Here is a 10,084-nt window from a genome sequence, read left to right on the forward strand (position 1 = left end):
CGCGCCCCCGCCCGGCGCCGACGACGGGCGCGACCCCTGGGTCGTCCGCTCCGCCTCCGTCGACCTGCGCCGCGAGCACTTCGCGTACCTCTGCGACCGGCCCGAGGCGGGGCCGCCGCAGGAGTCGACGCTGGTCTTCTTCCCGTACGACGTGACCGCCCGCGTCGTCGAGGACCACTCCATGGACGACGGCGAGGGCACCATCTCCTGGGAGGGGCACGAGGTCGGCCACCCCGACCACCAGGTGCGCGTCGAGGTCACCAACGCCTGCGCGGGTGACGACAGCGGCAAGCCGATCGCCCTGGAGGGCTTCGCCGACCTCGGGCCCCGGGGCGCGTACGCCGTCCATCCCGCCGAGGGGCGGCCGAGCACCGCCGTCTTCGAGGAGTGGGACCTGTCCAAGCTGCCCCGGGACACGGCGGACGACACGGTCGACTCCGGCGAGAAGGCGGGCCGCGTGCCCGGCCGCGCGAAGCCCGGCCGCACCGGGCCCGCCGTCGTCGACGTGCTGCTCCTGTTCACGCCGACCGAGGCGGCGAAGGCCCGCGGCGACCTGAAGTTCCGCAGCCTGCGGGCGACCGCCTCCACCATCGAGACCCGCATGAACCGCGCCCTGTCGGACAGCGGCGTGACGGCGAGCATCGACGTCGTGCACGTCCAGGAGGTCACCGGCTTCCGCGACGCCGCCGCCGAGAAGGACCCGGGCGTCATGCTCGACCGCCTGTCCGACCCGAAGGACAGGAAGATCGGCGCCACCGCGGCGGCGCTGCGCAAGCGGTACGCCGCCGACACCGTGCTGGTCCTCGCGGACAACGGGGGCAGCGGCCTCGCCCACCGCCCCGACGCGCCGGGCCCCGGCACCGAGGACGAGGCCTTCGCCGTGGAGGGGATGGAGGCCGTCCTCACCGACGGCGTCAGCCACGAGATCGGCCACAACCTCGGCCTGGACCACGACCGTTGGACGCTGCGGAACGACAAGTACGGCCGGGGCACGCCCAGCACGACGTACCCGTACAACACCGGCTGGATCACGCCCGACCAGAAGTACTCCACGATCATGGCGTACGAATGGAACTGCGCGGCGGGCAAGAAGTGGTGCGAGCAGGTCAACCAGTACGCCAACAGCCGTAACCGCTACGACGGGCAGCCCCTCGGCGACCGGGACAACGACCAGACGCGCGTCCTGCGGGCGACCACCCGCCTGGTCGGCGACTACCGCACCCCGGCCGCGCCGCGCGCCCGCCACGCCCTCACGCTCGGGTCGTCGCCCGAGAAGGGCGGCACCACGCGCGCGTTCGTCTGGGGGCCGTACAAGAGCGGCACCCGCGTGGTCGTGCGGGCCTACCCGGCGGCCGGGTACACCTTCGCGGGCTGGACCCTGGACGGCACACCGCACTCCAACACGGCACGGGACATGTCGCTGGCCATGAACGCCGGACACCGCCTCGTCGCCCGCTTCGCCCCGCCGAAGCAGCCGTGCGCGAAGATGCCGACCGGCGGCTTCCGCGAGAAGTGGGACCGACTGGGCGGCGCCAAGGGCCGGTTGAAGTGCCCGACGACCGACCGCCGCGCCCTGCCGAAGGGCGGCGGCTTCCAGCACTACCAGGGCGGCTCGCTCTACTACTCGCCCCAGACCGGCATGCAGCCCGTGTGGGGCGCCTTCCGCACCGCGTGGCAGAAGCGCGGCTGGGAGCGCGGCAGGCTCGGCTACCCGAGGTCGGGCGAGAAGCGGGTCAACGGCGGCCGTGACGTGCGGCAGTGGTTCCAGGGCGGCACGCTGACCTGGAACGCCAAGACCAGGAAGGTCACCGTGACGTACGGGAAGTAGTCCTGGATCCCGGACCCGGTACGCCGGTCGGGGCGCCCCCCCCACGGACCGCCCCGACCGCCCCGCGGCTCCTAGCAGTTGCTCCGGGCCGGCTTCCCCGCGAACCGGTCCGCCAGCCACTGCGCCGCCAGTGGCGACTGCGTGATCACGCCGCTGACGTGCTCGCCGACCGGCACCGTGTGCCACTCCACGTTCGCGCCCCGCGCGCACCAGTCCGCACGCACCTGCTTGCCCACGCCGTACGGAATGAGCTCGTCGGCGAGCGCGTGGTACAGGTACACCGGCGCGTCCGGCCGGTGCGTGCCGACCTGCGACTCGCGCAGCCGCCGCTGCCAGTCGGGCTGTTCGAGGGGGTTCTTCGTCGTCATCGAGTCGATCGACGTGAAGGAGCCGAGGACCGCGCCGTCCGCCACGCAGGTGTTCTTCAGCGTGCCGAGCAGCGTGCGGCCCGCCGGGTTCAGGTAGGAGTCGAGCCTCAGCTCGGGGAAGGCCGCGTCCTGGCCGATCGCCGCCATGAAGACCAGCCCCGAGCCGTACGAGCCGTCGTTCGCCTTCGCGACCTTCAGCAGGTCGCCGGGGACGCCGCCGGTCGCCGTGCCCTTGACGTCGAGCTCGGGGGCGTAGGAGTCGTGCAGCTCGGCCGCCCACGACGACGCCTGGCCGCCCTGCGAGTAGCCCATGATGCCGACCGGGGTGTCCTCGCCGAGGCCCGCCTCGGGCAGGCGGATCGCGGCGCGGGCCGCGTCCAGCATGGCGTGCCCCTCGGCGCGGCCCACCGTGTAGGTGTGGTCGCCGGGGGTGCCGAGGCCCTCGTAGTCGGTGACGGCCACCGCCCAGCCGCGCAGGGTGAGCTGCTGGATGAGGTTGGCCTCCAGGGCGGTGCCCCGGGGGAAGCCGGCGCTGGGGGCGCAGTGGTCGCCGACGCCGACGGTGCCGACGGCGTAGGTGATCAGGGGGCGCGGGCCCGTCCGGCCGTCCTGGGGCACGATGACCGTGCCGGAGACGGTGTTGGGCGCACCCGTGGCCGTGGTCGAGCGGTAGTGGATCTTCCAGGCCTTGGTGTGGGTCGGCTGTCCCGGCAGGGGGTGGAAGCTGCTCGGCTCGGCGCTCACGACGTCGCCGGGGGACCCGGTCCCGCCGCGCTCGTCGGCGTGGGCGGCGGTGAGCGGGACGACGGCCGACAGGCCGAGCGCGGCGACCACGGCCCACGCTCCGAGGCTGGTGCGTGTGTGCATGCGGCTATCCCAACTGTCCTCAGGGGCTGGGGTGTTCCGGCTCCGACCGTAGTGACCCGTGAGTAAGGACGGGGCTGACCGGGACGCTCACCTTCGTTGACCCCGGCTCGCAGGTATCCAGGCCGCCGCCTCGGCGCTACGTTCACTTGAGGGGGAGCCGCGGGCTCGGGACGATGGGGGTGTGGCGATGCTCGACGACGCCATGACAGCGCTTGCGGCCGCGGGATCGGCCGCCGTCGTGCAGGCGGCGGGCACCGACGCCTGGGGAGCCGTCCGGCGGGCGGTGGCCCGGTGGTTCGGCCGGGGCGACCCCGCACGCGAACGGGCCGAACTGGCGCGCCTGGACCGCACCGACGCGAACCTCGCCGGCACCGAGGGCGAGCTGGGCCGGCGGCTGCGCGACGACGAACAGATCTCCTGGCGCACCCGCTTCGAGATCGCCCTGGACGATCTGGACGACGGTATGCGGGCGGGCCTCGCGGACGAACTGCGCGCCCTGGTGGACGAGTTGGGTGACCTCAACAGCCGCGGCCGGACGGTCGTGGGACAGGTGACGGCGTCCGGACCCGGCGGGCAGGCGGTCGTGGGGGACGTCAGGAACTACGGCAACCCCGTCAACATCGCCGAGATGCACGGGGACGTGAGGTTCGGCCACCCTTCCCCGCCGGATCCGAACGAGGGCTGAGCGGACCGGCGGGCAGCAGGCCGCTCTCGCGGCACAGCCCGCACATCGTCGGAGTGCTGCCCCAGGAGGCGCACTGTTTCCAGGACCGGGACGTGGGCCGTCGGCTGGCCCGGGAGATGGCCGACGGCGGCACCGCCGTGCTCGGCCAGGTCCTCTCCGGCACCGGTGGCGTCGGCAAGACCCAGCTCGCCGCCCGCTACGCGCGCGACCTGCTGCGCAGCGGCGAGATCGGGCTGCTCCTGTGGGTGACGGCGGTCAAGCGGGAGGCCGTCGTCGCCGCGTACGCGCAGGCCGCGGAGGACGTGCTCGGCATCTCCCTCGCCGACTCCGAGCAGGCCGCCGCGCGCTTCCTCGCCTGGCTCGAACAGGGGCGGCTGGCCGCCGACGCCGAGCGGGGGCCCGGCTGGCTGGTGGTGCTCGACGACCTCACCGACCCGGTCGACCTGCTGGAGGACCCCGCCCGGCTCCGCGTCCGGCTGTGGCCGCCGGCCGCGGGGCCGCACGGCAGGACGCTGGTCACCACACGGCGCCGCGACGCCGTCCTGACCGGGCACGGGCGCCGCTGCATCGACGTCGGCCTGTTCGCGCGCGAGGAGTCGGTCGCGTATCTCACGCAGGTGCTCTCGGGGGAGCGGGGCGGGGGGACGGACGGCGGTACGGACGGCGGTACGGACGGCGGGGGCGCCTCGCCGGTGGAGCGGTCCGGCGCGCGGTCCCTCGTGGGGACCGACGTGGGGTCCGACGCGCGGGCCCTCGTGGAGAACCCCGTCCGGCCCGCCGACTGCATCGCCGAACTCGCGGCGGACCTCGGGGACCTGCCGCTCGCGATGTCGCAGGCCGCCGCGTACCTCCTGGAGACCGGGCTCGACTGCGCCGCCTACCGCGACCTGCTCGCGAACCGAGCCCGCGACCTGGCCCGGCTCGTGCCCGAGCCGGGCTCGCTGCCCGACGCGCAGACCGTCACCCTGGCCGCGACCTGGTCGCTGTCCGTGGACCGCGCCGACCGCCTGCGGCCGTGCGGCCTGGCCAGGCCGCTGCTCTCCCTCATCTCCGTGCTCGACCCCAGCGGGATCCCGGAGGCGGTGCTCACCGGGGAGGAGGCCCGCGCGTACCTCGCGCTGCACCGCACCCCGCCGGGGCCGGCGGAGCCGCCGCGGGACGCGCCGGTGGAGCCCGACGACGCGGTCGACGCGCTGCGCGTCCTGCACCGCATGCATCTGGTCGACTACACGCCCGGGGTGCCCCATCAGGCCGTCCGCGTCCACCAGTTGGTGCAGCGCAGCATTCGTGAGTCCCTGTCGCGGGAGGGGGTCGAGGAGGCGGCGGTCCGGGCGGCCGACGCGTTGGTGGGGGCCTGGCCGCAGGTGGAGCGGAACACCGTGCTGAGCGGGGTGATGCGGGCGAACACCGAGGCCCTGAGGAAGGTGGCCGAGGGCGCGCTGTGGGGGGCGGGCATGCATGCCGTGCTGGTGGTGTTCGGGCACAGCCTGACGTGGGAGGCCCGGTACGAGGATTCCATGGGCCACTTCAGGTTCCTGGTCGAGGAGTCCGCACGGCGTCTCGGGGCCGACCACCGCGACACCATCGAGGCGCGGCTCGTCCTGGGGGACCTGTGGGGGCGGTCGGGCCACGCACAGGTGTCGCTCGGCGTGCTGGAGGAGGTGCTCGACGACTACGAGAGGGTCTGCGGTCCCGACGACATCGCGACGTTGCGGGCCCGCCACGAAGTGGCCTACGCACGCGGGCAGAACGGAGACGTGCCGGGCGCCCTGGAGGAGTACGAGCGGCTGCTGTGCGACCTCCAGCTGCGCGAAGGGGGAGACGACCTGCCCGAGACACTCACCGTCCGGGGGTTCCTCGCCCGGCTGTGGGGCGAGGCGGGCGACACGGTGGGTGCCGTTGCCGCGCTGGAGCAGCTGGTCGTCGACCGGGAACAGCTCTACGGCCGCGATCACCCCGAGACGTTCCTGGCCCGGGACAACCTCGCCCTGTTCCGGGGGGAGGCGGGCGACGCCGACGGCGCCGTGGCTGCGTTCGAGGAACTGGTCGCCGACCATGAGCGGGTGCTGGGCCCGGACCAGCCCGAGACGTTCACCGTCCGCCGCGAACTGGCCCACAGGCTGCGGAGGGCGGGCCGCGTCCACCATGCGCTCGACGTCCTCGAAGGGCTTCTCGTCACCATGGAGCGGGTCCTCGGGCGCGACCACATCGAAACGCTCATCACCATCCGCGACCTCGCCTTCACCTGGGAGGAGGCGGGAGACCTCGCGGGTGCCGTCCTCGCCTACCGGCAGCAACTCGGCGATCTGCTCGCGCTGTTCGGCCCCGACCACGCCCAGCCATCGGGCGCCGCCTCCTATCTCGCCAACGCCCTGATCAACCGCGGCCGGCAACTCCTGGAAGACCGCGGGAACCCGCCCCACGACCCCGAACGGAGTCCCACCATGCCGGAAGAGACCAGCCCGCGGCGGCCCGCCCGGTTCCAGCAGGCGCTCGCGTGCTTCCACGAGGCCCGTGACCTGACCGACCCGGAGGAGTCGCCGGGCGTCTACGGCGTCATCCTGCACGACATCGCCGACACCTACCGCGACGCCCACGACCTCAAGGAGGCCGCCGAGCACTTCCGGCAGTCCGTCTCGTACAAGAAGCGGGCCGACAATCCGAGCGACCTCGCCACCACGATGACCGCCCTTGCCAACACCCTGGTCACGATGCGCGAGACCGCCGAGGCGCGGGAGGTGCTCGAAGAGCTCGCGGTCGAGGTGCCGCACATCGGGGACGTGGAGCGGCGCGCCGCCGTCCTGCACAACATGGCCCTCACCTATGAGGAGTTGGGCAACCTGGGTCTCGAGGGCGCGTACGCGCAGGGTGCCGCCGCCTGCCAGCTGGTGCTTGGGCTCGTCGACGGCGAGGCCGACCCCGGCTGGTACGCCACCGTCCTCAAGGACCTGGGCGACGCCTACGACGCGCAGGACATGCTGCCGCAGGCGCACGCCGCCTACGAGGAGGCCGTGCGGTACACGCGGCGCATCGAGGGCAGGTCCACCTCGCTGATCACCGTGCTGATCGCGCTCGGCCGCACCAGCAAGCGGCTCGGCAAGGCGGAGGGGGAGACGGCGGTGAACGGCGCCGCGGCCGTCGTCAACGGCGCGGTGCTCGACGGGGCGACGCCTCAGCCGCCGGGCGCGGCACCGGGCACGGCTCCCGGAGCCCCCGTGGACGCGCCGCCCTCCGACACGGCCGACGCCGCGCCCGGTGACGCCTCCCCGGAGGACGGCGAGGAGCGGTAGGGGACGGGCGGGGCGCTGCCGGGGCGTTCCGTGCGGTACGCCCCCGGAGTCGTCCCCGTCCACCGCCGGAACGCCCGGTGGAACGCCGTGTCCTCGGAGAAGCCGAGCCGCGCCGCGAGCTCCGCGATCGGCTCGCCGCCCTCGGCGAGCCCCGCGATGGCCGCGTCGCACCGCACCGCGTCCTTCAGCTGCTGGTACGACGTGGACTCCTCGGCCAGCCGGCGGCGCAGCGTCGCCGGGCTGACCGCGAGCCGTGCCGCGATCTCGCCGAGCGAGGGCAGCCGCGGCGAGGAGCGCAGCGACCGCGCGAGGAGGCGGCGCACCTGCTCGGCGACCGTCGTGCCGTACTCGCGCCGGGTGAGCAGTTCGAAGGGCGCCCGGCGCAGCATCTCGTCGAGCGCCACCTCGTCCCTGATCAGCGGGGCGCCCAGCCAGTGCGCCGGGAAGCCGGCGCCGGTGCGCCCGGCACCGAAGCGCACGGGACAGCCGAAGAGCAGCTCGTACTCGTCCTCGTGCGGGGGCGGCGGATGGCCGAACTCGGCCCAGCGCAACGGGATGCGGCGGCCGATCAGCCAGCTGCACAGGCGGTGCCAGATGATGACGAGGCACTCGGCGAGGAAGTAGTCCTGCTCCAGGTCGTTGCGTACGCCGAACACGGCCTCGTCGCCGCGTCGTTCGAGGACGAGGTCGGGGCCGCCGGGGAACAGGCCGTAGAAGGTGACGCCCCGCTGCACGGCGGCGCCGAGGTCGCGGCAGCCCAGCGAGGCCTGGCACATCATCGCGAACGTGCCCGGTCTGCTGACGGCGGAGCCGAGGCCGAGGAACTCGTCCTGCGTGGCGCGGTACAGCTCGCGGAAGAGCCGCACGAACTGCGGGGCCGTGACGCGGGCCCGGTCGTCGCCGAGGAGCAGCGGCGGGATGTCCGCGTCCCTCAGCAGCGGCACGGTGTCCACGCCGTGGCGCTCGGCGCCGCGCAGCACGGCCCGCACATGGTGCACGGTGATGGTCCGCCTGGCCATGTACACGACGGTAACGCCGGGCTGAGCGCTCGGGCCAGCGGTGGTGACGCTTCCCGTCATCCCGCGGGGGCGGTGCCTTCCCTAGCGTCGTGGCATGGAGCAGACGCGCAAGGACGCAGACGTACCCGGTGCAGGACCGCTGGAACCGCCACGGGAACAGCCCCTGGAACTCCCGCACAGTCTCGCTCTGTTGACGGAGTGGGCCGCGGACCGCCACGGCGCGCTGCCCGCCCTGCGGTACCGGCGCGGCGGGGTGTGGGAGGAACTCTCGTACGCCGGACTCAGGGACGCCGCACGCCGCGTCGGCCGGACCCTGCTCGCGCTCGGCGTCCGCCCGGACGACCGCGTGGCGGTCCTCGCGGAGACCCGGCCCGAGTGGACCTGCGCCCACTTCGGCGTCCTGGCGGCGGGCGCGGTCGTCGTCCCCGTCTATCCGACGGCGGGCGACGAGGAGGTGGCCTGGGTCCTGTCGGACTCGGGCGCGACGGTGGTGATCTGCGAGGACGCGGCCCAGGCGGCGAAGGTCGAGCGGCTGCGCGACCGACTGCCGGGGGTGCGGCACGTGGCGCTCATGACGGAGGGGGCGGGCGTTCCTGGTGACCTGGGCAGGCTGGGCGGAGTGGCCGAACTCGGTTCGGAAGAAGTTCTGTTGACCCGTGCCGAAGCCCGTCGGCCCGGCGATCTGGCCACCATCATCTACACCTCCGGCACCACCGGACTCCCCAAGGGCTGTCTGCTCACCCACGGGAACCTGCTGGCCGTGCAGGCCGCCAGCGTGCCGCTCGTCGAGGGCGGGCCCGGCGACTCGACGTACCTCTATCTGCCGCTGGCCCATCTCCTCGCGCAGCTCATCGAGTTCACGACGCTCATCGAGGGCGGCGCGCTCACGTTCTTCGGCGGGCGCATCGAGGACGTCGTGGGTGAGCTGGCGGAGGCGCGCCCCACCCATCTGCCGTCCGTGCCACGGCTGTTCGAGAAGATCCGCTCGGTGGTCCTGTCGCTCGCCGAGGCGCAGGAAGGCGGGCGCGAGCGGTTCGAGGAGGCCGTACGCATCGGGGTCCTGGCCGCCGACGGCGTCCTGCCCGCCGAGCTGCGCGACGCGTACGAAGCCGCCGACAAGGCGCTGTACGGCCTGGTCAGGCAGGCGCTCGGCGGGCGGGTGCGCTGGGCCGTCACCGGTGGCGCGCCCATCGGCCCCGACACCCTCGACTTCCTGCGGGCCTGCGGCATCGCGGTCTACGAGGGGTACGGGATGACGGAGTCGGCGGGCGTCCTCACCCTCAACCACCCGGGCGCGGTGCGGTACGGGACCGTCGGCCGTCCCGTCGACGGCGTCGAGCTGCGCATCGCGGACGACGGGGAGGTCCTCGCGCGCGGCGCCATGGTCTTCCCCGGCTACCACAACGACCCGGAGGCCACCCGCGAGGCCGTCGACGACGAAGGGTGGCTGCACACCGGCGACTTGGGGGTGCTCGACGACGACGGCTTCCTCTCGATCACCGGCCGCAAGAAGGACCTGATCATCACCTCCGGCGGCAAGAACCTCACGCCGTCCCTGAGCGAACTCGCCGTCCAGAACTCGCGGTTCGTCTCGCGCGCCGTGATGGTGGGGGACCGCAGGCCGCACCCGGTCGCGCTGATCACGCTGGACGCGGAGGAGGTCGCCGGGTGGGCGGCCCGGGAGAAGGTGACGCTCACCGAGCCGCTCTCCGCCGACCCCCGTGTCCGCGCCCTGGTCCAGGAGGCCGTGGACGCCGCGAACGCCACGGTCTCGCGGCCCGCCCGCATCCGCGGATTCGCCGTCCTGGACGAGGACTTCACGGTGGAGGGCGGGCTCCTGACGCCGAGTCTGAAGGTCCGCAGGAAGGCGGTGACCGAGCGGTACGCGAAGGTGGTGGACGCGCTCTACGCGGGGCCGGGGGAGTCGCGGGCGGAACCGGCGGTGCCGGAGAGCCCGGGGGCCGCTACGGAACCCCCGCCAGCCGCAGCAGTGCCGTAGCCGCCGCCGCGCCGATCACGACCACGGC

The 10,084-nt window shown here is 73.9% G+C and carries 6 protein-coding genes; 4 read left to right on the plus strand and 2 right to left on the minus strand.

From position 1 onward, the window contains the following. The coding region (locus AOK22_RS33705) for an InlB B-repeat-containing protein (RefSeq protein ID WP_055702519.1) at positions 1–1,828 on the plus strand (1,828 nt) is incomplete at its 5' end. A 71-nt stretch (positions 1,829–1,899) separates the two neighbouring features. Here the strand turns inward: AOK22_RS33705 and AOK22_RS33710 are convergent. Further along, on the minus strand, positions 1,900–3,063 hold the full coding sequence (locus tag AOK22_RS33710; RefSeq protein ID WP_055702520.1) for a lipase family protein: 1,164 nt from the start codon (positions 3,061–3,063) through the stop codon (positions 1,900–1,902). Positions 3,064–3,250: 187 nt separating this feature from the next. Here AOK22_RS33710 and AOK22_RS33715 point away from each other — a divergent pair, with 187 nt between their 5' ends. After that, positions 3,251–3,748, plus strand: a complete 498-nt coding sequence (locus AOK22_RS33715) for a hypothetical protein (protein WP_063795387.1) — start codon at positions 3,251–3,253, stop codon at positions 3,746–3,748. Between the two features lie 53 nt (positions 3,749–3,801). Further along, positions 3,802–7,038: a tetratricopeptide repeat protein gene (locus AOK22_RS33720; protein WP_157872353.1), complete on the plus strand. Its 3,237-nt coding sequence runs from the start codon at positions 3,802–3,804 to the stop codon at positions 7,036–7,038. Here the strand turns inward: AOK22_RS33720 and AOK22_RS33725 are convergent. Further along, positions 6,921–8,057, minus strand: coding sequence for an AraC family transcriptional regulator (locus AOK22_RS33725; protein WP_079036996.1), 1,137 nt, complete (start codon positions 8,055–8,057; stop codon positions 6,921–6,923). The genes AOK22_RS33720 and AOK22_RS33725 overlap by 118 nt on opposite strands. A 94-nt stretch (positions 8,058–8,151) precedes the next feature. Here AOK22_RS33725 and AOK22_RS33730 point away from each other — a divergent pair, with 94 nt between their 5' ends. Further along, complete coding sequence (locus tag AOK22_RS33730; protein ID WP_079036997.1) at positions 8,152–10,056, plus strand: AMP-dependent synthetase/ligase; 1,905 nt, start codon at positions 8,152–8,154, stop codon at positions 10,054–10,056. Positions 10,057–10,084: the final 28 nt, after the last annotated feature.

The organism is Streptomyces silaceus (assembly GCF_001419745.1).
GTDB classification, from domain to species: Bacteria; Actinomycetota; Actinomycetes; order Streptomycetales; family Streptomycetaceae; genus Streptomyces; species Streptomyces silaceus.

Excerpts from the sequence above, each read along its gene's own strand:
- AOK22_RS33710 (WP_055702520.1), bottom strand. The coding sequence starts at position 3,063 with ATGCACACACGCACCAGCCTCGGAGCGTGGGCCGTGGTCGCCGCGCTC.
- AOK22_RS33715 (WP_063795387.1), top strand. The coding sequence starts at position 3,251 with ATGCTCGACGACGCCATGACAGCGCTTGCGGCCGCGGGATCGGCCGCC.
- AOK22_RS33725 (WP_079036996.1), bottom strand. The coding sequence starts at position 8,057 with ATGGCCAGGCGGACCATCACCGTGCACCATGTGCGGGCCGTGCTGCGC.
- AOK22_RS33730 (WP_079036997.1), top strand. The coding sequence starts at position 8,152 with ATGGAGCAGACGCGCAAGGACGCAGACGTACCCGGTGCAGGACCGCTG.